General features: G+C 59.3%; 23 protein-coding genes, 1 tRNA gene and 1 riboswitch. Of the genes, 12 read left to right on the forward strand and 12 right to left on the reverse strand.

Annotation, left to right across the window (positions count from 1 at the left end):
- The first annotated feature begins 49 nt into the window (after positions 1 to 49).
- Entirely contained in the window at positions 50 to 1,414 is a 1,365-nt protein-coding gene (locus ASH01S_RS09525) for an FAD-binding oxidoreductase (protein WP_067927029.1), read from the forward strand.
- 150 nt (positions 1,415 to 1,564) lie between these two features.
- Positions 1,565 to 2,137: a GNAT family N-acetyltransferase gene (locus tag ASH01S_RS09530; RefSeq protein ID WP_245629016.1), complete on the forward strand. Its 573-nt coding sequence runs from the start codon at positions 1,565 to 1,567 to the stop codon at positions 2,135 to 2,137.
- 101 nt (positions 2,138 to 2,238) lie between these two features.
- Here ASH01S_RS09530 and ASH01S_RS09535 read toward each other — a convergent pair whose 3' ends face one another.
- The 7 genes from ASH01S_RS09535 to ASH01S_RS18870 all read right to left on the reverse strand — a co-directional run bounded on the left by ASH01S_RS09535 (position 2,239) and on the right by ASH01S_RS18870 (position 9,044).
- Entirely contained in the window at positions 2,239 to 3,177 is a 939-nt protein-coding gene (locus tag ASH01S_RS09535) for a glycine betaine ABC transporter substrate-binding protein (RefSeq protein ID WP_245629017.1), read from the reverse strand.
- A gap of 154 nt (positions 3,178 to 3,331) precedes the next feature.
- The gene (locus tag ASH01S_RS09540) at positions 3,332 to 3,967 is read right to left on the reverse strand and encodes an ABC transporter permease (protein WP_067927031.1); all 636 of its coding nucleotides are present in this window, start codon (positions 3,965 to 3,967) and stop codon (positions 3,332 to 3,334) included.
- Positions 3,964 to 5,097 (reverse strand): ABC transporter ATP-binding protein, encoded by a 1,134-nt coding sequence (locus tag ASH01S_RS09545; protein ID WP_067927037.1) that lies wholly within the window; start codon positions 5,095 to 5,097, stop codon positions 3,964 to 3,966. The genes ASH01S_RS09540 and ASH01S_RS09545 overlap by 4 nt, the downstream gene beginning before the upstream one ends.
- A gap of 155 nt (positions 5,098 to 5,252) precedes the next feature.
- A riboswitch (cyclic di-AMP (ydaO/yuaA leader) is annotated at positions 5,253 to 5,400 on the reverse strand.
- Positions 5,401 to 5,524: 124 nt separating this feature from the next.
- Positions 5,525 to 5,992 carry a DUF420 domain-containing protein gene (locus ASH01S_RS09550; protein WP_157067075.1) on the reverse strand — a complete coding sequence of 156 codons (468 nt, stop codon included), beginning with the start codon at positions 5,990 to 5,992 and terminating at the stop codon, positions 5,525 to 5,527.
- Positions 5,993 to 6,192: 200 nt separating this feature from the next.
- A complete protein-coding gene (locus ASH01S_RS09555) occupies positions 6,193 to 6,612 on the reverse strand; it encodes a CoA-binding protein (protein WP_245629018.1) in 420 nt (139 codons plus the stop codon).
- 66 nt (positions 6,613 to 6,678) lie between these two features.
- Complete coding sequence (locus ASH01S_RS09560; RefSeq protein ID WP_169794215.1) at positions 6,679 to 8,490, reverse strand: AMP-dependent synthetase/ligase; 1,812 nt, start codon at positions 8,488 to 8,490, stop codon at positions 6,679 to 6,681.
- 161 nt (positions 8,491 to 8,651) lie between these two features.
- Positions 8,652 to 9,044 carry a DUF2512 family protein gene (locus tag ASH01S_RS18870; RefSeq protein WP_067927042.1) on the reverse strand — a complete coding sequence of 131 codons (393 nt, stop codon included), beginning with the start codon at positions 9,042 to 9,044 and terminating at the stop codon, positions 8,652 to 8,654.
- Between the two features lie 166 nt (positions 9,045 to 9,210).
- On the opposite strand from ASH01S_RS18870, the gene ASH01S_RS09570 reads away from it, so the two are divergent.
- Positions 9,211 to 9,765, forward strand: a complete 555-nt coding sequence (locus tag ASH01S_RS09570; RefSeq protein ID WP_067927044.1) for a spore coat protein — start codon at positions 9,211 to 9,213, stop codon at positions 9,763 to 9,765.
- A gap of 56 nt (positions 9,766 to 9,821) precedes the next feature.
- Here ASH01S_RS09570 and ASH01S_RS09575 read toward each other — a convergent pair whose 3' ends face one another.
- From ASH01S_RS09575 to ASH01S_RS09585, 3 genes are all read right to left on the reverse strand, one after another.
- A complete protein-coding gene (locus ASH01S_RS09575) occupies positions 9,822 to 10,094 on the reverse strand; it encodes a hypothetical protein (RefSeq protein WP_067927046.1) in 273 nt (90 codons plus the stop codon).
- A gap of 86 nt (positions 10,095 to 10,180) precedes the next feature.
- The gene (locus ASH01S_RS09580; RefSeq protein WP_067927049.1) at positions 10,181 to 11,431 is read right to left on the reverse strand and encodes a TPM domain-containing protein; all 1,251 of its coding nucleotides are present in this window, start codon (positions 11,429 to 11,431) and stop codon (positions 10,181 to 10,183) included.
- Positions 11,428 to 12,102 (reverse strand): PspA/IM30 family protein, encoded by a 675-nt coding sequence (locus ASH01S_RS09585; protein WP_067927051.1) that lies wholly within the window; start codon positions 12,100 to 12,102, stop codon positions 11,428 to 11,430. Before ASH01S_RS09585 ends, ASH01S_RS09580 begins: the two co-directional genes overlap by 4 nt.
- Before the next feature lie 146 nt (positions 12,103 to 12,248).
- Between ASH01S_RS09585 and ASH01S_RS09590 the strand changes: the two genes are divergently transcribed.
- Positions 12,249 to 12,689, forward strand: a complete 441-nt coding sequence (locus ASH01S_RS09590) for a thiol-disulfide oxidoreductase DCC family protein (RefSeq protein ID WP_067927054.1) — start codon at positions 12,249 to 12,251, stop codon at positions 12,687 to 12,689.
- 155 nt (positions 12,690 to 12,844) lie between these two features.
- Here ASH01S_RS09590 and ASH01S_RS09595 read toward each other — a convergent pair.
- Positions 12,845 to 12,920, reverse strand: a tRNA-Pro gene (locus tag ASH01S_RS09595).
- A 173-nt stretch (positions 12,921 to 13,093) separates the two neighbouring features.
- On the opposite strand from ASH01S_RS09595, the gene pcrA reads away from it, so the two are divergent.
- Together pcrA and ligA are read left to right on the forward strand one after the other, a co-directional pair.
- Positions 13,094 to 15,343: a DNA helicase PcrA gene (gene pcrA, locus ASH01S_RS09600; protein WP_067927057.1), complete on the forward strand. Its 2,250-nt coding sequence runs from the start codon at positions 13,094 to 13,096 to the stop codon at positions 15,341 to 15,343.
- Positions 15,344 to 15,345: 2 nt separating this feature from the next.
- Positions 15,346 to 17,400: an NAD-dependent DNA ligase LigA gene (gene ligA, locus ASH01S_RS09605; RefSeq protein ID WP_174520726.1), complete on the forward strand. Its 2,055-nt coding sequence runs from the start codon at positions 15,346 to 15,348 to the stop codon at positions 17,398 to 17,400.
- 12 nt (positions 17,401 to 17,412) lie between these two features.
- Here the strand turns inward: ligA and ASH01S_RS18505 are convergent, their stop codons facing one another.
- Positions 17,413 to 17,565 (reverse strand): hypothetical protein, encoded by a 153-nt coding sequence (locus tag ASH01S_RS18505; protein WP_157067077.1) that lies wholly within the window; start codon positions 17,563 to 17,565, stop codon positions 17,413 to 17,415.
- 292 nt (positions 17,566 to 17,857) lie between these two features.
- On the opposite strand from ASH01S_RS18505, the gene ASH01S_RS09610 reads away from it, so the two are divergent.
- From ASH01S_RS09610 to ASH01S_RS09635, 6 genes are all read left to right on the forward strand, one after another.
- Positions 17,858 to 18,814, forward strand: coding sequence for an MraY family glycosyltransferase (locus ASH01S_RS09610; RefSeq protein ID WP_067927062.1), 957 nt, complete (start codon positions 17,858 to 17,860; stop codon positions 18,812 to 18,814).
- A 110-nt stretch (positions 18,815 to 18,924) separates the two neighbouring features.
- The gene (gatC, locus tag ASH01S_RS09615) at positions 18,925 to 19,215 is read left to right on the forward strand and encodes an Asp-tRNA(Asn)/Glu-tRNA(Gln) amidotransferase subunit GatC (RefSeq protein ID WP_067927065.1); all 291 of its coding nucleotides are present in this window, start codon (positions 18,925 to 18,927) and stop codon (positions 19,213 to 19,215) included.
- A 2-nt stretch (positions 19,216 to 19,217) separates the two neighbouring features.
- The gene (gene gatA, locus ASH01S_RS09620; RefSeq protein WP_067927068.1) at positions 19,218 to 20,663 is read left to right on the forward strand and encodes an Asp-tRNA(Asn)/Glu-tRNA(Gln) amidotransferase subunit GatA; all 1,446 of its coding nucleotides are present in this window, start codon (positions 19,218 to 19,220) and stop codon (positions 20,661 to 20,663) included.
- Between the two features lie 2 nt (positions 20,664 to 20,665).
- A complete protein-coding gene (gene gatB, locus ASH01S_RS09625) occupies positions 20,666 to 22,096 on the forward strand; it encodes an Asp-tRNA(Asn)/Glu-tRNA(Gln) amidotransferase subunit GatB (RefSeq protein ID WP_067927071.1) in 1,431 nt (476 codons plus the stop codon).
- Between the two features lie 71 nt (positions 22,097 to 22,167).
- Positions 22,168 to 23,646, forward strand: a complete 1,479-nt coding sequence (rlmD, locus tag ASH01S_RS09630) for a 23S rRNA (uracil(1939)-C(5))-methyltransferase RlmD (RefSeq protein ID WP_067927073.1) — start codon at positions 22,168 to 22,170, stop codon at positions 23,644 to 23,646.
- Positions 23,647 to 24,959: 1,313 nt separating this feature from the next.
- Positions 24,960 to 26,352 (forward strand): tetratricopeptide repeat-containing diguanylate cyclase (locus tag ASH01S_RS09635; RefSeq protein WP_067927076.1); only part of this gene is annotated, 1,393 nt, incomplete at its 3' end.

Below are 26,352 nucleotides of genomic sequence, written 5' to 3' on the forward strand. Positions count from 1 at the left end.
CGTATTATGAGTCTATACTCTGCTTGGGTGATCTGAGGAGAGGATGCGCATGAACCTACAAGAAGCACTGATGTCCATCATCCCGGACCCCGAACGGGTCAGCTCCAGTCCTTCGGTCCGTGAGCAGCACGGGCGCGATCTGAGCTATCACCACCCGCACCTGCCGGACGTGGTGGTGTTTGCCACATCGACGCGGGAAGTGTCAGAGGTTCTGAAGTTCGCCAATACCCATCGCGTACCGGTTGTCCCCTTCGCGGTCGCTTCGAGCCTCGAAGGCCACATCATTCCCGTCCACGGCGGCATCAGCCTAGACCTGAATCGGATGAACCAGATTGTGGAGGTTTGTCCAAACGATTTCCTGGTCCGCGTCCAGCCGGGTGTGACCCGGGAGCAGTTGAACGCCACCTTGAAGACTTACGGCCTGTTTTTCCCGGTCGATCCGGGCGCCAACGCCTCCCTGGGCGGCATGGCGGCCACCAACGCCAGCGGCACGACCGCGGTGCGCTACGGTGCCATGCGCACCCAGGTGCTGGGGCTGGAGGTGGTCCTGGCGGATGGACGCGTGGTGCGCACCGGCGGTATGACCATGAAAACGTCGGCTGGCTACAACTTCACACACCTGTTCATCGGATCGGAGGGAACCCTGGGCGTCATCACTGAGTTGACCCTGCGCGTTTACGGCATCCCGGAGCAGACCGTCGCCGCCCGGGCCGTGTTTGCCAATCTGGACGCTGCCTGTCAGGCCGCCTATGGCATCATCGGCGCCGGCATCTCAGTGGGGAGGGTGGAGTTGGTCGATGAGCGGACGGTGGCTGCAGTCAACCGGTTCAAGCAAACCGCCTATGAGGAAACCCCCACCCTGTTTCTTGAGTTCTCCGGCAGCCGCGCTGCCGTCCAAGCGGAGGTTCAATTGGCTCAGGAGATCTGCGAGGAAGAAGGATGCCGGGCGTTTGTGTTCGAGACGGAGGGGGACGCTCGGGCTCGCCTCTGGGAAGCTCGCCACGCCGCCGCCCTGGCTATCATGCAGACAGCTCCCGGCAAACGGCACAAAGCGACCGACGTCTGCGTGCCACTCTCTAAAATGCCAGAGGCGATACGATTCGCTCAGCAGACGATTGACCGTCATGGCATCTACGGCGCCATCCTGGGCCATGTCGGGGACGGCAACTATCACGTCAGCTTCATGGTGGATCCGGACGACGAGCGGGAGGTGGCGGTGGCCGAACAGGTGAACGATGAGATTGTCGAGTACGCGCTGGCGGTCGGCGGCACGTGCACCGGCGAACACGGGGTGGGTTTGGGCAAGATCAAACACCTCGCCCGCGAACACGCTGATCTTTTGCCGCTGATGAAGGCCATGAAAGCGGTTTTGGACCCCAACGGCATTCTCAACCCGGGCAAGGTGTTTATCTGAGCTGTGCAAAGCCACCGGGCACCGCGAAAGTGGGCATGGTCCACAGCGGATCCTATGTATCCGCCGAAAACCGTCTGCAGTTCTGGGAGTAAGCGGGGAGAGGCGGCGACAGACTATGCCCATCTGGAGCCGGAGGTGAACCACAGCCCCATGGAGCCCAAGATGGACGACCATCCGTATGCAGAGCCACCTTGGTTTTCGCGTCTCGCCGCCTACTTTCCCGAACATGAGCTGAAGGACCCGCGCCAGATGCAGGACCTGCTCAGTCACCATACAGCCTACCGGAAGTTGGAGACCCCGGAGTATCTGGCGACCTACGCTGAATTCCCGGATTTCATTTTCATCGACTACCTGCTCGTCGATGCGGCCGCCCGTAGCAGGGGAATCGGCAGCAAACTGCTGTCCTGGTTCAAACGCAAGGGAAAACCCATCATCCTCGAGGTGGAACCACCGGACGCCGAGGACCAGGACAACAGGCGGCGCATTCGCTTCTATGAAAAGAACGGGTTTCACCGGGCGGACAACATCGTCTACACCCGCAGAGACGAGGATGGTGAATCCTATGCGATGGACATCTACTATTGGCACCCGGACCTGGTTTCCGAACGCCAGGTGATGTTTGACATGGCAAAGGTTTGCCGGGAAATCCACAACTTTAGGGCGATGAAGTACTACGGCCGTCTCCTGGCCGATCCGGAGGATGTGCTGGATTGGGAGCCGTGAGCCGGGGCCGCGGATTCTCTGTCGGTTGCTGGACGCATGGAGTCGGTGGACGGGTGTCCACCGGCTCATCGTGGGACTTTCGCGTCATGTCATGAAACCAGCTAGATCAATCCTTGCTGCTGCAGCCACGCCCGCGCAACCTGCATCGCCGGTTTGTGCTCCACGTCCACTTGCATGTTGAGCTTCTGCATCTCCTCGTCCGAAATCCGACCGGCCAGCTTGTTGAGCACTCCCTTGAGCTCCGGGTGCTCCTTGAGCGTGTCGTCGCGAATCAAAGGACACGCGTAATACGGCGGGAACAGATGTTTGTCGTCCTGAAGCAGCTGCAGGTGGTACTCCGGGATTTTTCCGTCGGTCGAGAACACGTCAATCGCGCCGACTTTCCCCTGTACCAAGGCTTCGTATTTGAGGCCCACATCCATCGTTACCACTTTTCTGAAGTGGGTGTGGTACAGTTTGTCCATGGCCGGCAGGGTGTCGGGACGAACGACAAAATCCTGTTCCGTACCCAGCGTCATACTGCCCGATTTGGCCGCCAATTGGGAGATGGTGTGGATGCCCAGTTTTTTCACTTCTTGCTTTGTCATCGCCATGGCGTAGGTGTTGTTGAAGCCTATGGGCTTCAGCCAAGTCGCCTGGTATTTCTGCTGAAACTCGCGCTTCACGATGTCGTACGCCTCGTCCGGTTGTGTCACCGGTTTGTGCTTTAGAATGTTAACCAGGCCGGTCCCAGTATACTCGACGTAAAGGTCAATCTTATGGTTTTCGAACGCGTTCCAAATCACGTTGCTGTCCAGCCACGTGAACGTCTTGACGTGCAAGTTGGTATCGTGCTCAATCAACAGTTGCATGATGTCCACCATGATGTCCTGTTCCGTGAAGTTCTTGCCGCCAATGACGATGGTATCCTGGTTGCCGCCGATGCCGCATCCGCTCGTGGCGGCTGTGAGACCCAGACCCATCAGCACAGCGGCCGCCGCGCGCAACCAACAGCGGCGGAGCCCTATCCACGCCGCGTGCCACTTCCGCAAGCCGTTCAATCTATCCCCTCTTTCCGTTTTGTTCTGCCGTACAACCTCCTCAACGCCCGTTTCCTTCAGGATCCGTTTGCACGATGCTCATTCCGTTTGAATGGGTTCGCGCACAGGCCGCCACGCCCAGTGTCCGCGCCAGACTGGATGCTTCGACGTCTTGTTACGAGCGCAGTCCTTTGGGCGTGAGCAGGCGGTCAAACCACATCAGCAGGTAGTCGAACACGATGGCCAGTACGGCCGCCGGTATCGCGCCGGCCAAGATCATGGGCGTGTCAATCATGTCGATGCCGCGGATAATCAGGTCCCCGAGGCCTCCCGCGCCGATGAAGGTGGCCAGGGTGGCGACGCCGATGGTCAACACGGCCGCCGTACGCACGCCAGCCATGATGACACTGCGGGCCAGCGGCAGCTCCACCATCCATAGGATCTGCCGTCGCGTCATGCCCATACCGTGACCGGCTTCAATCAGCGAAGCATCCACCTCAAGGATGCCCGTATACGTGTTGCGGACAATGGGCAGCAGGGCGTACAGCGTCAGAGCGACCAAGGCCGGTGTGGTGCCGATGCCAAACAGCGGGATCATGAAACCAAGCAGGGCCAGGCTGGGAATGGTCTGGATGATGGAGACCACGGTGATGATGGGCGTGGCCAACCGCTTGTGCCGAGTCAAGAAGACGCCGAGCGGTATGGAGATGATGCAGGCGATGACCACCGCAATCAGGGACAGGTACAGGTGTTGCCCCGTTTTGGCGATGATCTCAGGCCATTGGTTCAAAAAAATCTGCCAGACACTCATTTCACGCCCTCCTGTTCATACGGGTTGGCCATGGCGTTCAGGATGCTCGCCCGGGTCACCACGCCAACCAGCCGGTCGTCCTTGGCGATTACGGGAAGGAACCCGCGGCCGGTGTTCTGCATGTGCTGGAACACCTCGCGAATCGGCGTTTCCTCGCGGACAATCGGCACGTCCGCGCGCATGACGTCGGTAACCCGCGCCGATTCGTTGCCGTAGTTCTCGTAGATCTCGGGAGTCGCCACCACGCCCAGGAACTTGCCCTCGCGGTCGGTTACGATGAGACCGTCCACCCGGTGCCGGCGCATCAGGTTGACGGCCTCCGCCAAGCCCCGCGTCGGCCGCACGGTCACCGCAGTGGTCAGGGCATCCTTGGCCGACTGCAGGGCGGCCGACTGGAACCGCTTCTCGCCGACAAATTCGCGGACAAAATCGTCCTTCGGGTGGCGCAGCAGCTGTTCCGGGCTGGCCACCTGGACGATGGAACCGTCCTTCATAAGCACGATTTGGTCCGCGATTTTCAACGCTTCGTCCATGTCGTGGGTGACGAAGACAATCGTCTTCTGCACCGTTTCCTGCAGTTTGATCAACTCGTCCTGCAGCTGCTCGCGGCTGATGGGGTCGAGCGCGCTGAACGGCTCATCCATCAGGATGAGCTGTGGATCGGCCGCCAGGGCCCGTGCCACCCCGATACGCTGCTGCTGTCCACCACTCAGCTCACGCGGGTAGCGGTGGCGGTACACGGACGGATCGAGCCCAATCAGGTCCAGGAGTTCCTCTGTCCGCTGGCGTAACTGGTTGGTCACCCGGCCTTTCAGGCGCGGCACGAGGGTAATGTTCTCTTCGATGGTCATGTGCGGAAACAGACCAATCTGCTGAATGACATACCCGATGTTGCGGCGCAGTTCCACCGGATTGAGATTGGCGATGTCCTGTCCAGCCACCAACAGCTTCCCGGAACTGGGCTCAATCAACCGATTGATCATCTTCAGCGTCGTCGTCTTGCCACACCCGGACGGTCCAATCAGCGTCGTCAATTTGCCGCTTTCCAGGGTCAGATTGAGTTCCTTCACGGCATGGTGCGATCCATACGTCTTGGTGACGTTCACGAATTCAACGGCCGCTTGCGTCATGTCAGTCTCCTTTCATGACCCAAGCCCGGACAAGGCGCCAAACGGCCCGGCCGCGAGGGCGGCTGTTCAGGCCCAGCGGGGAAGGAGACAGAAATGCAGTTGCCCGTGATACGAGCGCTGGATGTGAATGACGGTCAAGATGGAGAGTTACATCCGCAATCCGTCGTAGTCGCCTGCGAGGTTAGCTGACGGGTTCGGCAGCGATGCCGCCTATGGCCGGGCGCGGGCGCGCCCAAAACCAATTCACCCCGAAAATCTGGTTCCCCCGCTCCCGCATGTTGCGGGATTCGGCCCTTCCGTCCGAGACTGCCTAGGGTCAAAATGGAATTTGGGCTTGGAAAATCCCTGTATGCGTGTAGTATAACACACTTCGTCGAAGCGTGCCTGTGCGCACAGTCACCGCCCATGGGCTGGCCCGCGGCCCCCTTCAATGACCGGACCATGCGCGCAGCACGTTGGTCGTTTCTCCGGGAGGGAAGATGATATACAACAAAAGAAAAACCATCAAACCGGTGGCCGCTGTGACAAACCAAACACTTACCGTCCACGGCCCAACCCGTTTGTGACGCCGGAACGACGCGCGAAACGCCAGCACGAGTGTGATGACGCCGAGAATCGCCGCCACGGTGGCGAGAATGGAGTGAGCCTGCAAAAAGACCTGGTACGGTGTGCGCCACTGCGCGGGCCCGCCAAACGAGGTGTCGCCGACGACCACCGTCTTGACGACATAGCTGATGAAAAACAAAGCCGCCAGGACCGATCCGGTCAGCATCAGGCGCCGGTGCGTTTCCCGTCGGCCCTTCCGAATTGCGCGCCAACCAAACGCCATGACGATGGCGCTGGAAATGATGAAGGCCTCATTCAGCCAAGGCAGAACTTTGTCCACGATGGTCATATCGCCCGTCGCCTTCCTTCCGCTTGGAACCGCTGACCTCTTCGTGAGCCGAGGCTCTATCGGTTGTCCCTGGATGGAAAAAGATACTGACCGTATTGTACCAGAGCGCGGGATACCGGAGCTAGGCCGACGGTGGGCGAGCCGAGGAGGGACGAATGAATTTTGGCTTTTCGCCACATTTCGTGGGCGCGAGGGCTCCATCACATGGGGGCCCGGCCGAGCAGGCGCCGGTGTTCGCGCGCGAAACACCGATCCCGGATGACCTGTATGCCAGCGGCGGCCGCCTTTTGTTCAGCTGCTTCGTTGCGGACCCCTGGCTGCAGCCAGAGGGTGCGCACACCCTTGGCAATCGCGTCGTCGACCACTTGCGGGACGCGGTCGCTGCGCACGAATACGTCCACAATGTCAACGGGGTCCGAAACTGCGGATAAGGACGGCACGCTCTTGTGGCCCAGCACCTCATTCACGTTGGGGTTTACCGGAATAATTCGGTATCCCTGTGACTGTTGATAGGATGCGACTTCGTAACTAGGACGTGCCGGGTTGTCCGACAATCCCACGACAGCAATCGTATGAGCAGAACCCATGATCTGGGTGAGATCGGCATCGCTTACGGTCACAGGACAGTCCCTCCCTTGTCGACGATGCGTCGGTTTCCGTTTCAGTATGGGCGAAAATCAAGCCCGCTACGCATGCGGTGGCAGTGTGGGGCCATCCGAGGCCAGTCGTGGCGCGGACTGGTTGAATTCAGGAAAGACAGGGATGTAATCGTCGCCCTCGTACATCGCCTCGATTTGGTCCCTGTACCTATCGTAGACGATGCGGGTGCGAACCTTCAGGGTTGGTGTCAGGTCTCCCGATTCGATGGTGAAATCCTCCGGCAGCAGGGCAAACCGCTTCGGCTGCTCGAAGTCAGCAAACCCCTGCACGGCCTCGCGGACTTCCTTCTGAAACAGGGATACGACCTCGGGATGGCGGATCCAGACCTGAGCGGGGCCGGAGATTCCCCTTTTGCGCAAAAATCCCTGCATCGATTCAAAATCGGGAACGATGAGTGCGCTTACAAATTTGCGTCTGTCGCCGAGGACCACGGCGCTGGCGATGTGAGGAGCGAGGGAAAGCGCGCTCTCTATCGGCAGCGGAGCGACGTTTTTTCCGGTTGTCAGGACGAGAATGTGTTTCTTGCGGTCGATGATGCGGATGTATCCGTCGTCCATCTCCGCGATGTCTCCCGTGTGCAGCCAGCCGTCCTCGTCCAGCGCAGATTTGGTTTCTTCCGGTTGCCGGTAGTACCCAATCATCACGTTGGGGCCGCGAACCAGCAGTTCCCCATCTTGAGTGATCTTCACTTCGACCCCAGGTATGGGTTTGCCGACGGTTCCCGGGCGCTGGGCCCCTATCGGGTTGACAGCGATGACCGGAGCCGATTCGGTCATACCATACCCTTCGCAGACGGGAATCCCGGCTTGCGCATAGAACGAGGCTATCTCCGCGTTGAGCGCGGCGCCGCCGGAAACGATGAGCCGCAACCGTCCGCCGAGAGCTCCTCTGACTTTGCTGAACACCAATGTATCGACCAGTCGGTAGGTGATCCCGTTGGTTTTTCCGCTCTTCAGGGTCGCCTGCACCATCTGCCGGACGGGACCGGGAGCCCGGGCCAACTGCTCCTGTACCTTGGCATAGACCTTCTCCAACAGCCGAGGGACCGTGATCAGGATGGTGGGGCGTACCTCAAGCAGATTTTCCTGAATCTTGTTAATCCCTTCTGCATACGCGATGGTGCAGCCACTAACCAAGGAAGCAAACTGTCCCACGGTCCGCTCAAAGATGTGCGAGAGGGGGAGGTAGGAGAGGCTGATGTCGTCCATCGATACAGGAACCAGGGTGAGGCTGGACTGCACATTGCTGACCAGGTTAGCGTGGGAGAGCATCACGCCTTTCGGCTGTCCGGAGGTGCCTGAAGTGTGCACGATGGTTGCCACGCGATCATCCGGAATATCATGGATGTTTGGCAGGGGTTCGCGGCGGGTCGATGGTTTGTCGGCCAGAGCGAGCACTCGCCGAAAGGAGACGACGCGGTCCCCATGCTCTTCGGATAACGGTTCAATGGTGATGACGCGCTGCAGCACGGGTGGCCCATCCTGCTCGACTTTTTCCAACTGTGCCTTGTCTTCGACAATCAATAATTGAACATCAGCATTTTCCAGGATGAAACGGACCTGGTTTGCCGGGAGCGTGGGGTAAATGGGGGTAACAACAGCACCGAGGCGCTGAATTGCGAGGTCGCTGATGGGCCAGGCGGGACGATTGGTGGCGAGCAAGCCTACCTTGTCGTCCGCCTTCACGCCGAGCTGGCGCAGACCGGTGGCAAACTGCTCGGCGAGGTTCCAGACCTCTTGATAGGTCAGCGCATGCCACTGTCCGTCCCGCTTGTAGCGGAGACACTCTCGGTTCGTAAACTGTTCCACCGCGGCGTGCATCAGTTCCAATAGATTCACCGCCATCGACTTCCTTTGCGTGGAATCTATTTCGGTTCTGTCTGCGAGATCAATCGCAACGAGGCTTATCAAAATGGTACGAAATCACCAGGGCCTTTATGACCTGCCCACTATGAATGAATTCCCCATGCAAATCCGTTTTCCTGCTATGGGACGCGGTGTCAAATGCTTGATTGATCTTTCGACCTGCGATATCCCAAGGCGCGCAGCACCACCTCGTGCAACCCGTATTCGAGCGGCCCCAGGCACACCGCCAATGCCAGCGCCGTCACCCAGCCCAGACGATTGCCCGGTGCAAACTGGGCGACCGCCCAGATGATGCCCGTCATGCCGAAAAAGCCAAGCCCCAGTGCGGGCAGGTTGCCGAGGCGTGGTACGATAGTCAAATCCGCCACCAATCCCACTGCCGTCAATGACAGTACAGTGATAACGGGGACCCAAGCCCGGGTGTAGAGATTGGGCAGCAGCGTGTCTGCGATTAGGAATATGCTTCCATATCCCAACAGTTTCATCACGGCATTGAACACGGTCCAACTGCGAAACGCGGTTGGCATACTGCTCCCTCCTCGTTTGTCAGCATGCCTGGAGTGTACCCGTTTGATGGCAAGGATAAGCTCCGCTTTGGCGGCTGACACTAGGAACGGTCGGCCGCCGGGTGACCGGCGGGGCCAAGCGTCGAGGCGGTTGCCACGGCGCCACCAGGGCAAAGGGGGAAAGCGTATGCCGCTGCAGGGACATGAGGCGTTTGATCTCAATGAATTGCTATTGAGCTGTGTGAACAGCATCAACTGCATGGGCTTTTTCAAGAACCACGCGACCGATGCGCAGCTCAAGCGGATGCTGGAGAAGCACATGGACGCTCATATCAGGGACTACAACATGAAGGTCGAGTGGGCGACGAAGCAGCAGTGCAACCAAACGTTGTCGGTACCGGCCATGCCGGCCAAAATGACGCAGGCACAGCCGCCAACGCCGCAGCCGGTAACCCCAAAACCCGACGCCTCAAATCTGGACGACCGGGCGATTGCCACCTCATACCTGCTGACGCTAAAACGGGCGGGCCGGGAATACGCCTGGGCGGCTTTTGAGATGAGCGATCCGCAGCTGCGCCAGTTCCTCGAAGACGCGTTTCGCATGAGTTCGCGCCATGCCCTTGAGGTATCGCAGTGGATGACGCAAAAGGGGTATTATCCGACGGAAGCAGCTAGCAACACGTATCTGCTTCAGCTGGCGAAGATCTACCAACCGGTGCACGAGATGGCGGGCGTACACTAAGCTCGTCGACGGACAAATCACCCCTCCGCCGGGCAGGTGGAGGGGTGATTGCCGTTTCATTCTTTCATCTTGTCTGCGCGGGCTCTGTCCAAATCCATCTCAGCCGTTTGCAGGCGTTCCTTGGTTTCTTCCACGGCCTGCCACGTCTCGCTCCCTTCTGCTTGAGCGGCGGCCCGCCAAGCCTTGTCGAGCGCGTTGTCCGCTTGCTCAATCATCCGCCGGCTGGAGTAAGACAATGCCTGATCCACCGCGCGGCGAGCTTTGTCGGCGGAATCCTGCGCTTGCGCCAACGGACTCTGGGCTTGCAAACTGGTCGAGTCGTGTGCCACACTTGTTCCTCCTCACGTCTTAACTGTCACCCGCTAGTATGGACGTGATGTGTGGCTTTCTTCCACAAACGCTTAGACGGGCTCGACTACCAGTCGGATCCACCGCCGCTGGTATCGCCTCCGCCACCCCAATCTGACCCGCCGCCCCAATCTGACCCGCCGCCCCAATCCGATCCGCCCGCGTCCACGCCACCGTCCCAGCCGCCGTTGTCGCCAGCAAATCCGTCTGGCCGCCGGTCGTCATTCAAGATGGCCTCTGCCATCTCCAGTCCAATCATGGTCTCCAGGAACGACGGACCGGATCTGTCCACGATGACGGTGGTCGGCTCTGTCGAACGGATGGTCCGGTGCGTGTCCCTATCCGGACGCTCGTAGGGTTCATCATCCCCCCAACCGTCACGCGCGAAGCGGGGAGGGGGCAGTGGTTTATCCGGGTCCAGGGTGGCCCTGCGGTCGGCTGTCGCGTCTGCAGACGCCGTTTCACCCAGTACATACCGGCGGAGACGGCGCGCTTCGGCTTCAATCTGGTCCACCTGCAAGACGCCCAGTCCCGGACGCGCCAGTTGCCGACGCAGCTCATTGAGCTGAGGTAGGGCTTGGGCGATTCGCCCCCGTTCGGTCACAAGCTGCTCGCGCCTTTCGCCGTCTGCAAACGGGAGCTCATCCTGTAGCCGTCGCTCTCGTTCGATGCACAAGCTGAGAACGTCTGTCAACTCCCGCTCTGCAGCGTCTACACGTTTGCGCATTTGCAGTCGCCGGCGACGGCGCGAGAGGGTAATGAGCGCGCCGAGGATGCCTGCGACCACCGCGGCGGCGACTATAAGGTACGGCAGGATGACCTGCGACCGGGGCTTGAGAGCGCTCAGCGCAGCTGCCGTTTTCTCCACCGCCGCCACGTAATTCCCGGAGCGGGCGTCCGGCACGAAGTAATGGTCGGTCAGAGCGCGGTACTTGTCGGCCACGGTCGCCCCGGGTTCGCGGCTGCGAATGATGTTGTCCACCGGAGAACCGCGCTCGGCGACAATCTCCACCCGTCTATCGGCCGCATCAATGGCAATTAAGACATCATTGCCACCCATGCCCCAAGCGCTGAACACCTGGTCGGCCAAGGCTGTGAAGTTTTCGTTGTGCGGGACGGTCAGCACATAAAAGTGGTAGCGACTGTCGGCCGCCAATCGCTGTTCCAGCTGCGAGACCTGAGCGCTGGTGAAGAGGTGGGCGTCATCGGTGACGATGCCCTCCTTGGCCGGCAGTTCAGGCGCCGCCCAGGCTGTCTGAACCCAGCACAGAACCGCTGTCAAAGCGGCCAGGACGCCACCGGCCAGGCGGGCTTTCATTGTGCCTTCCCCAGCTTTTGCTTGAGTGCTGCGAGTTCGTCCTCGACGGCGTGGGACCGCTCATTTTCCATCAACTCGCGGAACGGGTCTTCCTCCTGTTCGGAGAGAGAGCGCGTGGCTTGCGCTTCCGCCTCCATGCGGTTGACGGCCGCCTCCATACGCTCCAATCCGCGCAGCGCCCTGCCGTCGCCGATACCGCCTACGGTCTGGTTGACTTTCTTCTGCGCCTTGGCCGCCTCCGCCCGCGCTACCAGCACGTCCCGCTTTGCCTTCATCTCGTCAAACTTTTCCCGCATGTCGCGCAGCCGCTCGTTCAATTCCTCCGTCGTCGCCCGCGCGGCGTCCAGTTGCGGTTTCAGTTCATCCGCCTGCTGTTGGTATTTATTCTTGTTGACCAGCGCCTTTCGCGCCAGCTCGTCATTACCTTGCTCCACGGCTCGTTCAGCGTAAGTCTGGTACTTGCCTACCTCATCCAGCAAACTTTGGTACTTCTTTTCCAACGAGATCTTGGTAGCCGTCTGCAGGGACACCGCCCGCACCGCGTCTTCAATCTCGTCTTCCATGTCGCGAAGGTATTGGTCGCACATCTTGACCGGGTCTTCTGCCCGATCCAGTGCGGCGTGAATGTTGGCCAGACCGATTTCCCGAATCCTCTGGAAAATACCAGGCATTCTCGAGCCTCCTCGTTCGTTTGGGCAAAGCCAAATCCGTTTACAGCTTATATTATACATGACTGCATCGTCGAGGGTGTGGAATTGTCTGTGAACATTGCCGCTTGTGGAGTGGTCAATCTCTGTGCTGGCGTTACAATAAGGTCATGGAAACACATCGGCAGCCCACACTGATTGTGTTCTATGACGGATGGTGCGAGCTGTGCCGCCGTGCTGTACGTTTGACCAGGCGGTGGGATTGGCTTGGCCGCATCACCTTTGCCAATCTGCGCGACGAAGAGGTTGTCGCAGCCTACGGGCTGGACGCAAGCCGCGCCGCAGCAGCGGTGCACGCGTATCGTACGGATCGTGACAAATGGTATACCGGCGCCCGGGCCATGCTCGAGCTGGCCAAGCGCGTGCCTGTGTATTGGCCTTTCGCCCTGGTCCTGGCCATCGGCATCCGATTGGGCGTTGCGGCGCCGTTGTACGCCTGGGTGGCGCGAAACCGCCGCATCACACCAATCGGGCACTGTGAAGTCGACACGTGTCGGCTTGCCGATACGCCAACCACCCAGGCTTCGCTTAATGAAGACCCGCCAAAATGAACAGACATGGGGCTCGCATCAGCATCCTTCTTCCACTGGGATATCATCATCGGCGCATAAAAAACCACCTTCCAGCTTGAACTGGAAAGTGGCCGCAACATCCGAAAAGTGGGCCGACATCGACCACACTCTTTCTCTTGAACCGAACCACGACTTGGTCGGAATGACAGGACTTGAACCTGCGACCTCACGGTCCCGAACCGTGCGCTCTACCACCTGAGCTACATTCCGTCGCCGCTTGTGCCGTCGGACAGAGGATAATATAGCACGCTGCAGCTGCTCCGTCAACTGTTGGACGGGGCCAACCGAGAGGCGAACAGACGTTTGCCACCTGGCGCCACGCTTCAGGTATAATGGGGGAACAGAGACGGGCTGCCGCGACGCAGCCGCGAGGAGAGATTCGGATGTTTCAAGCCTCGCCCGATATCGAGGAGATTCTTGCCGGGCTGAACCCACAGCAGCGGGAGGCGGTGGAGACGACAGAAGGACCGCTGCTCATTATCGCCGGCGCCGGCAGCGGCAAGACCAGTGTGCTGACTCGACGCATCGCCTACCTGGTGGCGACGCGGCGGGCTGCCCCCTGGAGTGTCTTGGCCATCACGTTTACCAATAAAGCGGCGCGTGAGATGCAGGAACGGATTGCCCAGTGGACAGGCCCTTTGTCCCAGGACGTCTGGGCTTCCACGTTTCATTCCTTGTGCGTGCGGATTTTGCGCCGCGACATTGAGCACCTGGGGTACCCGTCACACTTCACGATTCTCGACGACGCTGACCAGGTGGCCGTCCTGCGCCGCGTGCTCAGCGATATGAACGTGAACACCAAGCAATACGATGCACGCGCCGTCAAGTCGACCATCAGCGCGGCCAAAAACGTGCTCCAAACACCTGCCCGCTATCGCGACAAGGCAAGCACCCCGTTTGAAAAGGTGACCGGGGACGCGTGGTTGGAATACGAAAAACGGCTGCGGGCCAATCACGCGCTTGACTTTGACGATTTGATTTTGAAAACCGTGCAGTTGCTTGAACAAGCACCGGATGTCCTGACGTTCTACCATAACCGATTTCACTACATCCATGTCGACGAATATCAGGACACCAACCATGCCCAATACCGGCTGGTCCATTTGCTGGCCGCGGGTCGACGCAACCTGTGCGCAGTCGGGGATTCGGATCAATCCATTTACGGATGGCGGGGAGCAGACATCCGCAACATCCTGCAGTTTGAGCGGGATTATCCCGACGCCAAGGTGATTCGGCTGGAACAGAATTACCGCTCCACCAAGACCATTCTCAAGGTGGCTAACCAGGTCATCCGCAACAACCAGCAGCGCAGGGAAAAGAACCTGTGGACGGAAAACCCGGAGGGGGAGAGGGTTGTTCTCTATCAAGCGGGCGACGAGCGGGTGGAGGCCCGTTATGTCCTGGAGCGCATCCAGGAACTTTGCGAACAGGGGCGGGCATACCGCGACTTTGCCATTCTGTATCGCACCAACGCACAGTCGCGTGTGTTGGAAGAACACCTCCTGCAACACGGCATCCCCTACCGCATCTTTGGTGGTGTGCGCTTTTACGAGCGCAAGGAGATCAAAGACGTGCTGGCTTACCTGCGGTTGATTGCCAATGCGGACGACGACGTCAGCCTGGAGCGCGTCATCAATGAGCCCAAGCGCGGGATCGGTGACACGACCATGGAGAAACTGCGTCAATTCGCTGCCGCCAACGGGACCTCTTTGTATCAGGCACTGCGTGCGGCGGATGAGGCCGGTGTCGGGGGGCGGGCCCGCAAATCTATCGAGCAGTTTGTCGAACTCGTGGATGCGCTCGTTCAGATGAGCGAATCGCTGAACGTCAGCGAACTGACTGAGGAAGTCCTCAACCGCACCGGCTATCGCCAGGCCCTCATGGCGGACAAGTCCCTGGAGTCGGAGGCCCGTTTGGAAAACCTGGACGAGTTCTTGTCGGTCACATCCGAGTTCGATGAGCGGTTTGAGGGGCCGCCTCGCGACGGGCTGCATGCGTTCCTGGCCGAGGTCGCGCTGATTGCCGATACCGACCTAAACGGCGGAAAACCGGCAGCAGGCAAGGATGAGAACGCCAACCAGGTGGTCCTGATGACTCTGCACAGCGCAAAGGGATTGGAGTTTCCGGTCGTCTTTATCACCGGTTTTGAGGAGGGCATCTTCCCACACAGCCGTGCTCTGGCTTCGTCGGAGGAAATGGAGGAGGAGCGGCGGTTATGCTATGTGGGGGTGACGCGGGCCCGGGAACAACTGTACCTGACCCACTGCCGGGCGCGCATGATCTTCGGCCAATACCGCGAGTATACCCCGTCTCGTTTCCTCGCCGAGATGCCGAAGGAAGCGCTCGCTGTGGTGTCGGACACGGGGGCTGGCCAGCAGGCCGCCGGCCGGCGCCAGGGCGTGGGAGAAGAACGCGCGTGGGGGCGGCGGGTGTCGGATATCGGTCGCAACCGCTCCTACGACTTTCAATCGGGCGACAAGGTGGAGCACCGCAAATGGGGTGTGGGCACTGTGATTGAGACGCGCGGGGAAGGGGAAGACGTGGAGTTGGTCATCGCCTTTCCCGCGCCCACCGGCCTGAAACGTCTGTTGGCGCGGTTTGCTCCCATTGAAAAAGTGCAGGCGGAGGCGTGAGGATGGCAACGAACAGTCGGTCTGTCGATGCGGCGGCGCGTATCGAACAACTGCGCAACCAGATTGAATACCACAATCGCCGCTACTATGTTATGGATGATCCGGAGATCACCGATGCCGAATATGACGCCTTGATGCGCGAATTGATGGAATTGGAGGCGGCCCATCCGGAGTTGGTCACCCCGGATTCACCGAGCCAGCGCGTGGGCGGAGAAGCGTTGGCCGGGTTTGCCAAGGTCGAGCACGAGATTCCCATGCTCTCCTTGGCCAACGCCTATAGCCCCGCCGACCTGCGCGAGTTTGATCGGCGGGTGCGGGCGGCTGTCGGGGACAACATCGAATACGTCTGCGAACTGAAGATCGACGGTCTGGCCGTTTCCCTGCGTTATGAGCAAGGGCGACTGGTTAGGGGGGCGACACGCGGCGACGGGGAGGTCGGCGAGGACATCACCGCCAACATCCGCACGATTCACAGCGTGCCGCTGCGGCTGCGCCAGCCGGTGTCGATTGAGGTCCGGGGCGAGGCGTACATGCCCAAGCGCGCTTTTGAGCGCCTGAATGAGGCGCGCGAGGCCGCAGGTGAGACGGTGTTTGCCAATCCGCGCAACGCGGCCGCCGGCTCCTTACGCCAACTGGATCCGCGCGTCGCCGCCTCGCGACGGCTGGCGGTGTTCGTCTACCACCTGGCCGAAGCTGACGTCGTCGATCCTCCGATTCAGACACATGAACAGGCGCTGGAGTGGATGAGCAGCCTGGGGCTGCACGTGAATCCGCTGCGTGAGCGTTTTGATAACATAGAAGCGGTCATCGCGTACATCGATTCTTGGGCGCAGCGACGGCTGGAGCTGCCGTACGCGACCGACGGCATGGTGATTAAGGTCAACTCGCTCGCCCAGCAACAGCAGCTCGGCTTCACAGCACGCAGCCCGCGCTGGGCGGTGGCCTATAAGTTTCAAGCGGAACAGGCGGAGACGCGTCTGCGCGCTATCGTCTTCAGTGTCGGGCGCACCGGCGCGGTGACCCCGACGGCTTCGTTCGATCCGGTCCAGTTGGCGGGCACGACGGTGTCGAGGGCGTCTTTGCACAACGAGGACTTGATCCGGGAGAAGGACATTCGCGTCGGAGACTGGATTGTTGTCCAGAAGGCCGGCGACATCATCCCGGAGGTCGTCCGCTCGCTGCCGGAGCGCCGCACCGGCGATGAGCGGCCGTTTGAGATGCCCACCCATTGTCCGCAGTGCAACGAGCCGCTCTTGCGGCTGCCCGACGAGGCCGTGTGGCGGTGTGTGAACCCACGCTGTCCGGCGATGATTCGCGAGGGCATCATTCATTTCGTTTCCCGCGATGCGATGAACATCGAAGGTTTGGGCGAGCAGTGGGTGACGCAGTTGCTTGAGCACGGGCTCATCCGCGACGTCGCCGACCTCTATACGTTGACGCGCGATCAACTGCTGGGACTCGACCGGATGGGGGAGAAATTGGCGGACAACTTGCTTCAGGCGATTGAGCAGAGCAAGCAAAACTCGCTGGAGCGCCTGTTGTTCGGCCTGGGCATTCGTCTGGTGGGAGAAAAGGCGGCCAAGGTGCTGGCGAGCGAGTTCGGTACGCTGGACGCCCTCGCCGCAGCCGACGTGAATGAATTGACGCAGATTCGCGAAGTCGGTCCGAAGATGGCGCAGTCCATCGTCAGCTTCTTCGCCAATCCGGGCGCTCAGACCGTGATTAAGAAGCTGCGGGCGGCCGGAGTGAACATGCGTTATTGTGAGCGGACCCCGGCCGTGGCGCAGGATGAACGGTTTGCCGGTCACACCTTTGTCCTGACCGGGACGCTTGCCCGGATGGACAGAAAGACGGCCTCCCAATGGATTGAACGTTGTGGGGGCAAGGTGACCGGCAGCGTCAGCCGGAGCACCGATGTGGTGGTGGCCGGGGAGAAGGCGGGGTCGAAGCTGGAGAAGGCGCACCGGCTGCGCGAGTCGGGTGAACGGCCTGATTTACAGATTCTGGACGAGGACCGGTTCTTGACCTGGCTGCGCGAGGCCGGCGCCGATGTGTAGGTATCAGGGCGGTTACTCGCGGCCGCGCACGAATTCGGCCACGCTGTACTTTTCTTCTGTGCGCGCGTGAAACCATGTCACGCGGGTGGAATAGCGGCCGAGCGCAAACACGACCGGAATGCCGACGATGCACGCGACGAGGATTTCCTGACCGGTGGTGAGCATGCCATCCCCTCCGTTCTCAGACCGTGTGGCGAGACGCTGGATGCGACTGTCCGGTACATGTGTATGAGAACGGCCGGGCAATCATGTCGGTCTGGCCGTCAGGCGATTGCGTTGCTGGCAGGCCTCGGCTATGATAGTGGGGAATTTGACGGACGCGCTTGTTCTGTGAGTATAAGCGCAAGGTAGGCCAGGAAACGCTAACGGCAGGTGCACAACCATTGTCAGACTCAGGCGGCATCTGAAACGTTGACTCTCGTTGGGTCGTCGGATGGATGAGGACGGAGGGTTTTCGATGCCTGTGTGGTACTATCTGGTCGGCTTTCTGCTGTCCTTTCTGCTTGTGTACACGACGGTCCCCTACATCCGGAGGTTTGCACTGCGCATCGGGTTCGTTGACCAACCCAATCACCGGAAGATTCACACCGAACCGGTTCCACTGCTTGGCGGGTTGTCGATCTACTTTGGCTGCATCGCGACGGCTGCCATCTTTGGCCGGGTGGATCACACCTTCTGGGGGATCGCGCTGGGTGGTCTGCTCATCTTCGCCATTGGCATCCTCGACGATTTCTATAAGACGAGGAACCGGGACCTGAAAGCGTGGCCGAAATTTTGCACTCAGGTCTTGGCCGCTTTGATCCTCGTTGCCTTCGGTGTCAGCATCAACGGCGTGAACATGCCGTTTCATCCGCATTTCTATCATTTCCCGCTGTGGCTGTCCATCATCACGACAGTGTTGTGGGTGGTAGCCATTACCAACATGATGAACTTCCTGGACGGGGTCGATGGGTTGGCGGCGGGTATCGCGGCGATATCCGCCATGACCCTGTTCTTCATCGCGGTGTTGAAGGCGCAGTACTCCATGGCCATCTTCGCGGTCATCCTGATGGGGACCGCGCTTGGTTTTCTGCGGCACAACTTCCATCCGGCCCGCATCTTCATGGGGGACGCGGGCGCCACCTTTCTCGGCTTTGTGTTGGCGGCGATTGCGGTCGAAGGCGCGTTCAAGAGCGCCACTTTGGTGTCGTTGGTTGTGCCGGTGCTGGCCTTGGGCGTACCGATTATCGATGCGCTGTGGGTGATCATCCGTCGCTTTCGGCACAACCGGCCGATTTACGTCGCCGACAAAGGTCATACCTTCCATATGTTGATGAAGTCCGGGCTCTCGCAAATCCAGACCGTGGCCTTCCTCTATCTTGTCGGCATCTGCTTCTCCTTGGCTTCCATTGTGGTCCTCCTCGTCGCCCACTGACCCCTGCGGATATGTTGGACAGTGTGCTATAATCCGGAAAGACTGCATGCGATGAAGGTCCCCGCAAAACAGGGGCTTTATCGCCATGGATCGATGCTGGAGGGATAGCCGTGAAGATCAGCGAAGAGACGGTTCGACACGTGGCCGCCTTGGCGCGTCTGTCGCTGTCCGACGAGGAAGTGGCGCACCTGGCGCCGCAATTGAGCGAGATCATTGGTTATGCGGAGCAGTTGCAGCAGCTGAATCTGGATGATGTGGCACCGACGAGCCACTCGTTGGCTCGTACCAACGTGTTTCGCGAGGATGAACCGTGGCCTGGCTTGGCGCGCGACGTGGCCTTGGCCTGCGCACCGGACAGCACGGATGAGTATGTCCGGGTGCCGGCGGTCTTGGAGGGATAAGCATGAGTGTACATACGGTGAAGGAGATCCTCGCATCGCTGCGCCGGAAGGAGTCGAAGCCTTCGGAGTGGACGGAAACGGCGCTGCGCATGATTGAACAGCACGACCCGACCATCGGGGCCTTTCTCACGGTGGACGGGGAGCGGGCACTGGAACGGGCGCGCCGGCTGGACGGAGAGGCGTTTGACGGCGCGCTGTTCGGTGTGCCCTATGCGCTTAAGGACAACATCTGCACGCGCAACCTGAAGACGACGGCAGCCAGCCGGATTCTGGAAAGCTACATCCCGCCCTACGATGCGACGGTGGCGCAGCGCTTGGCGGCGACGCAGGGGGTGCTGCTCGGCAAGACCAACCTGGATGAGTTCGCCATGGGCTCGTCAACCGAGAACTCGGCCTTCCAATTGACGCGCAACCCGTACGATGTAAAGCGGGTTCCGGGTGGATCGAGCGGCGGTTCTGCCGCAGCCGTTGCCGCCGGAATGGTGCCGTTTGCGCTCGGATCGGACACGGGGGGCTCGATTCGCCAGCCGGCGTCTTTCTGCGGCGTCGTCGGGCTGAAGCCGACGTACGGCCGGGTTTCGCGCTACGGATTGATCGCGTTCGCTTCGTCCCTCGACCAAATCGGACCGTTCACCCGGTCCGTGGAGGACGCAGCCTTTGTGTTGCAGGCCATCAGCGGCCACGACGAGCGGGATTCCACGTCGGCGCCGCAGGACGTCCCCGATTTTGTCCGTGGCCTGGAGGGGGGCGTCAAGGGGCTGCGCATCGGCCTGGTCACCGGATTGGACGAGCATGGGGTGGACGCCGAGGTCCAAGCGGCCGTCGGCAAGGCCGTCCAGACTTTGCAGGACGCCGGGGCGGAGGTGGTCGAAGTCCATCTGCCCCACCTGCGGTACGCGGTCGCGACCTATTACCTGATTGCGCCGGCCGAAGCCTCGTCCAACCTGGCCCGCTACGACGGCGTCCGCTACGGTCGTCGCGCGGCCGGCCAGAGCCTCGCCGAAATGTACGAGAACACGCGCAGCGAAGGGTTCGGCATGGAGGTCAAACGCCGCATCATGATTGGTACCTACGCCTTGTCCTCCGGCTACTACGATGCCTATTACCGGCGCGCGCAGCAGGTCCGCACCCGCATCCGCGAGGATTTTGAGCAGGCGTTCAAGCGTTGTGACGTCATCGTGATGCCGACCACGCCGACAACCGCCTTCCCGCTCGGTGAAAAGGTGGACAACCCGCTGCAGATGTACCTGAATGACATCTTCACCATCCCGGCCAACCTGGCCGGTCTGCCGGCGCTCAGCGTTCCCTGTGGGGTGTCGTCGGAAGGTCTGCCGATAGGCTTGCAGTTGTTGGCCCACTGGTGGGATGAGGCGACGCTGCTTCGGGTCGGTCATACCTACGAACAGGCGCGCGGGTTTGCGATGCCGCTGCCGAGGATGGGGGCGTGAACATGGGCTACGAAACAGTCATCGGCTTAGAGGTGCATGTCGAACTCAAGACGAAAACAAAGATTTTCTGCGGGTGCAGCACCAATTTTGGCGATCCGCCCAACACCAATGTCTGCCCGGTTTGCCTGGGCCACCCGGGCACCCTGCCGGTGCTCAACCGGCAAGCGGTGGAACTGGCACTCAAGGCGGCCACAGCGTTGAATTGCCAGATCAACCAAGACTGCAAGTTTGACCGAAAGAATTATTTTTATCCGGACCTTCCGAAGGGTTATCAGATTTCCCAGTACGACCAGCCGATTGGTGAGCACGGGTACGTGGAAATCGAGGTCGACGGGCGGCGCAAGCGCATTGGCATCACGCGTGTGCACTTGGAAGAGGACGCGGGCAAGTCGATGCACGGGGAAGATGGGCGCCACAGTCTCATCGATTACAACCGGACCGGTGTGCCGCTGATTGAGATTGTCTCGGAGCCGGACATCCGCTCTCCGGAAGAGGCTCGCTTGTACCTGGAAGCCATCAAAAGCATCATGCAGTACTGTGACATCTCGGATTGTCGCATGGAAGAGGGGTCGCTGCGGTGCGACGCCAACATCTCCCTGCGTCCGGAAGGGTCCACAGAATTCGGAGAGAAGACGGAACTGAAAAACATGAACTCGTTCCGCAACGTGCAGCGGGGACTTGAGTTCGAGGTGCAGCGGCAGACGCAGCTGCTGGAGCAGGGCCAGGCCGTCACACAGGAGACGCGACGGTTTGACGAGGCCACTCAGACGACCGTCAGCATGCGTTCCAAGGAAGAGGCGCACGATTATCGCTACTTTCCGGAGCCAGACCTGCTGTTCGTGCATATCGACGACGCCTGGCTGGACCGAGTGCGGGCCGAGCTGCCGGAACTGCCCGCCCAGCGGCGCGCCCGTTTTGAACAAGAACTGGGCCTGCCCGCCTACGATGCGGGTGTCCTGACAGCCGAACGGGCCGTCGCTGATTACTATGAATCCGTGGTCGCGGCCGGATCGGACGCGAAGACAGCGAGCAACTGGGTGATGGGCGACCTGCTTGGCTACCTGAACGCCCAGGGATTGACGGTGGAGGCGTCGCCGGTGCGACCGGAGCAGTTGGCGGGGCTCATCGCGCAGGTGGACAAGGGGACCATCTCCATCAAGCAGGCGCGCGACGTGTTCAAGCTGATGTGCGAGAGCGGCAAGGACGCCGAGGTTATCATCAAGGAACAGGGAATGGAGCAAATCAGCGACGAGGCGGTGCTCGTGCCGATTGTTGAAGAAGTCATCGCCAACAACCCGAAATCGGTTGAGGATTACCGCGCCGGCAAGCAAAAGGCACTTGGCGCCCTGGTCGGGCAGACGATGAAGGCGACCAAGGGCAAGGCCAATCCGGCGGTGGTCAACAAGCTGATTCTTGAGCGCATTGGCGGGTGATGCGCGACGGGGAAGGCGAGGTCGTCCAATGCACGGGCAGACCAGTGCATCAGAGCAGGGGGGTGACACCGGTGAGCGGGACGGCGCGAAACGAGGCCGGTGACCCGACCGAGCCGTTCCCTGGCCAGGTGCACGAGGTCGAGGCGCTGCGCCTGAACGACGATGGGGCGGCGGTGGCCTACGTCCACGGGGTGGCGGTGTTCATCCCCGGCCTGCTTCCTGGAGAACGGGCGCGTGTTCGGATTGTCGAGCGCGCGCGGCGGTTTGCCCGTGCTATCCTGGTGGGGAAGCCGTCGCCGCCGGTTGCCGGGGCGCCCTTTATGGCGCCTGTGTCCGGGACAGCGGCGGGCGGCCCCCCGAACGGTCGGGTGGAGCCGCGTTGCGCGGTGTTTGGCGATTGCGGCGGGTGTCAGTTGCAGCACCTGGATTACCAGCGGCAGCTGGAACACAAGCGCCGTATGGTCGTCGAGGCCTTGTCCCGCTTTGCCAAGCTGGAGAAGGTCACGGTGCACCCAATGCTCGGGATGGATACCCCCTGGCGCTACCGAAACCAGGTGCAGGTGCCGGTGGAGTTTGACGGGCGCGGCGGGGTCCGCATGGGCTTCTTTGCGCCGAAAAGCCACGGCCTGGTTGAGACCGCGGTTTGCCATCTCGAGCCCGATCCGCTCGAACGGGCGATTGTGCAGGCCGCCCATGCGGCCGCAGAGCTGCTCGGACCGCGGGCCGTTTGTATCCACCATATCATCGGCCGCTATTCCTTCACCACCGGCGAAATGATGCTGATTTTTTCGCTTGCCTCCCATCCGGAGGACAGTCGCAGGCCGGTTGCGGGCGAGACGCTGGAGACGGCGCGGTCACTGGCGAATCTGGCACAAAATCTCTGTGGCCTGCCCGGCGTCGTGAGTGTCGCGGTGACTCGCACCGACAGCCGCCGCGGCCGCGTATTCGGCCGGAGCACGGAAGTGCTGGCGGGGAAGACGCATCTCACTGAGCGCATCGGGGCGCTGGAATTCCTGATCTCTCCCCAATCGTTCTTTCAAGTGAACACGCGGCAGGCGCGGCGGTTGTACGACACCGTCCAGCGGGTAGCCGATGTGCGCCCAGGGGAGGTTGTGCTCGACGCTTACTGCGGAACCGGTACGATGGCCTTGCTCTTGGCCGGCCGGGCGCGCCGGGTGTACGGGATGGAATCGGCGGCTCAGGCCATCGCCGATGCCCGGGCCAACGCGCGGCACAACCACATCCACAACGCGGATTTTGCCGTCGGGCGGGTGGAGGATGTGCTGCCCGGTTGGCTGGAGAGCGGCCACCGCGCCGACATCATCATTCTCGATCCGCCCCGCCGCGGGTGCGATGCGGCCGTGCTCGAGGCTGTGGCGTCTGCAAAGCCCCGGCGGCTGGTGTACGTGTCCTGCAACCACATCACCCTTGCCCGCGATCTGCGGCGTCTGTGCGACCTGGGCTTCGCCGTGAAAGAGGTGCAGCCGGTGGACATGTTCCCGCAGACCGCGCATGTGGAGTGCGTTGCGGTTATGCAATGCGAATTGTAGCCAAATAATAATCTCCTGCAATCCAAAACAAACACCTGCTCCAGCGAGAATAAAGTCCTGATCCAGGCCAGGGTGAAGGGGAGAGGGTAAAGGGCGATCCCTTATCCCACAAGCCCTTTCCCCCTGCTTTCTGCCCGACTTTATTTTCCCAAGAATAAAGTTCTGCTTCAAAAATCGGATCAAAAAATCGGGGAAAAGCCCGATCTTTGAAGGACTTTATTTTCTGAGGGAAAAACTGGGGACGAAGTTATGCGGGGAGAGAAGGGGGAATTTGCGGGAGATTGTTTTATGGGAACATAGTTAGAAATGCAAAATGGCTAAATTTCATTTTTCAAAATCGGAATTGGGAAAAGGTTACAGAAGGGTGTAGGGAAAGACCAAACGGGAAGAGAGCATGAAGAAGCCCAGAAACCACGCGGTTTTCAGGACGTATGGGATTATGCCTGATAAGCCTAAAGCGACCACCTGGCGGTCTCTAATCGCTACCTGATTTAGTGTTTTGGTGAATCACACCGTCAGATACAGAATCGGTAATGTTCATTTTCAAAACTGAAAATGGGATAGGATGGAATTTGCGGACGGACAATTGCCCGACAGCAAGAATGTGAACTTACAAATCGTTCGTTATATAGGTCTTATCGCCCGTTGTCCCTTCGCTTATTCCATTATATAGTGTAAACGCTTTTGAAAAATGCAAAATGCAGATTTGCGAATTTCGATTTTGAAAATGGAACAATATTACAGGTGATGGGTTGGGGATACATAAGTTATCAGCACCAAATGTGGATAACTTTCTTTGATGACTTTAGGATGCCAAACGAACGATAAAGGCTTGAAAAAGCTCCTCGGAGTCTCTCCAAGGCGCACATGCCACATATGGTTCGTCGAAAATCCACCTCAATAGTACGGTACGGGAGAATTGACCCGTAGTGTCTTTCCATTCGATGGGCGTTCTCAGCCTTTTGTTCGCCCATCCACTCAACCATCCCGCTGAATTGGCGATGGTGGGGAGGTGTAGACGGCAGAGCATGGCCTCCTGCCTGCTAAACAACTTCGGTAAACTGGGGAACGGTGGATCGATGGTTGTACGCATGTAATGGATAATCGGGACAGACCTACGATGTCGGCTTGATCACTATCTGTAAAGCCCAGTCGTATGCAGGATTCGATAGGATTAACAAAGAAATTAGAGACCTAATTGCAACGGTTATGAAGAGTGAATGCTTGCCTTCAAACTAACGATGTGAAAGGCGAGACACACCTCTGTCTATAGTGATTTCCTCATCCATGTGGATTTTGCGAGGTGTGAGAACATGGAAGAAAGCGACCTCCAGTCATTGCAACAACTGGTCACTTCTCTTAGAGCGCAAGGGAAATATAAGGAGACCATTGAGGCTTGCTACGATCTCCTAAAGCGCGGAGAGGAAGCACATGATTATAAGTCCATCCTTGTCGCCCTCTTAAACAGCGCGGCATCTTACTACTGCATCGGCGATATTGACGAAGCGTTTCGTTGCATCAGCGTTTATGATGAAGTCTGTAGGGAGTACGGAGACGAGACGGATCATCTGAACCGACACAATGTCCTGTTTTTGCTTTACGAATACAACAAGGACTTCGACAAAGCGAAATCCACATTGGATAAAGCCATTTCCCTCGGAACTCAGTTGCAAAAGTACAACATTGTCAGTAATGCGTACAGCAATTACAGTCATCTATATCTGGCGGAAGAGAATTTTGAGGGTGCCTTGGAAGCAGGAAGAAAGGGGCTTGAAGCGGCGAAACTGCACCGTCCGCCGAGCGCAATTCTGGAACTCAGAGTGAAGTTGAACATCGCCGAAGCACACATAGGACTTCGTGACTTTGAGTCATCAAGGATGTTAATCGAAGAGATTGGTGAACAGCCCATTTTGAATTCGGATTCGTACATCAGGGAAAGAGTTCAGTTCACCATGTTACAGGGAAGCTGGTGCTCAAATCAAGGCTTCTATAGGGAAGCCTTCGAATGGTTGACCCGCGCCAGGGATTTGGTCAACCGTTACGATGACATTTATCTCCTCGAAGAGATCCAAAAAGAAAGATGCAGATTGTGTGAACAAATAGGCGATTTCCAAACGGGGTTCTACGTCCAAAAGGAATACATTTCGGTACTTCTGGAGAGTCGAAAGAGAGAACTGGAACGAACTGCCTTACAGCTTGAAGTGAAACACAGTTTGGCAGACCTGAAGAGGAAGGCAAATACCGACCATTTAACGGGCTTACCGAATCGATATCGCTTGGAATCAACGGCAAACGAATGGCTCAGAGAAGCGGCTGATCGGCGCGAAAACATTGTTTGTATTGTCGTAGACATCGACCACTTTAAGTGTATCAATGACCAGCACGGGCACCTGTTTGGTGACGAAGTAATTCGTCAGGCGACGGACGCATGTGCGAGTGTCTTGCGGAGTGACGACTTGATTGGTCGTTATGGTGGGGACGAGTTCGTTGTAATCTTACGTGGGGTTACTCTTGATGTAGGCGTAAGGAAAGCGGAGCAGATGTTAGAGGCGATTCGAAACTTGAATGTTAGCTGTGGCGAGACCCCAGTACCTATATCCGCAAGTCTGGGTGTTGCAGATAACGGGGAGGGTACGGTGTTGCAGTTTAACGACTTGTTTCAGCTTGCGGATGTAGAACTTTACAAAGCCAAAGCAAATGGGAGAA

The sequence above is a fragment of the Alicyclobacillus shizuokensis NBRC 103103 genome, assembly GCF_001552255.1.
GTDB lineage: Bacteria > Bacillota > Bacilli > Alicyclobacillales > Alicyclobacillaceae > Alicyclobacillus_G > Alicyclobacillus_G shizuokensis.